Origin of the sequence: Larkinella sp. C7 (assembly GCF_006149005.1) — a bacterium.
Classification (GTDB): domain Bacteria; phylum Bacteroidota; class Bacteroidia; order Cytophagales; family Spirosomataceae; genus Larkinella.
On record NZ_VBSL01000067.1, the window covers coordinates 1 to 773 of the forward strand.

Annotated in this window: 1 protein-coding gene; it reads left to right on the forward strand. The window is 57.7% G+C overall.

Annotated features, from left to right (window positions below):
- A partial coding sequence (locus tag FH871_RS31795) for a putative Ig domain-containing protein (RefSeq protein ID WP_171063031.1) occupies nt 1-773 on the forward strand: 773 nt, incomplete at both ends.

The window sequence follows — 773 nt, forward strand, 5'->3', positions numbered from 1 at the left end:
AAACCATCAACTGTCCCGGAACCAGCGTCCCCCCCGCAAATCAGCTCCCTATTCCGCCTTCGGTCTCCGCCCTGGTGGCAACCGAAGGGGCCGGGTTTATAACGAATCCGCTGGCGGTGTTCACCGATCCGGAAAACACATCCCTGACGTATGCGCTGACGGGCTTGCCCGCCGGATTGAATTTTGACAGTAATACACGGGTTATATCTGGTACTCCGACCGCAACCGGTACGTTTGAACTGACCTACTCGGCCACCGATCAGGCGGGAGGAAAAAGCAGTACGGTTTTTTCGCTGGTGGTCAATCCTGCGGCCCAACCCACCAATCAGCCGCCGGTGGCACCGCCGGTTTTTGCGTTGACCGCAACGGCCAACGTGGTGTATGCTCCGGCGGCTTTGCCCGCTTTCACGGATCCGGAGAATAATCCGCTGACGTACACACTAACCGGACTGCCATCGGGTCTGTCCTTCGATGCGGGCAACCGGACTTTAGCAGGAACACCGACGCAGCAGGGGAGCTTTCCGCTGGTTTACACAGCCAGTGATGGAAATGGGCAAACCCGCATGACGATTACGCTGACGGTAGTCGGCGGAACAACACCCGTTGTTTCGGGCAACTTCGACGGGTATTTGACGCAGGAAGCCAGTTGTAGTACGCTCTCGGGTTGGGTGTATGACCGCAACAAACCCAACAACACGTTTACAGTGGAATTCTTCGACGGCCCCTCCATTGCCGAGGGTACGCTGATCGGTTCCATCGTGGCCAGCGACTTC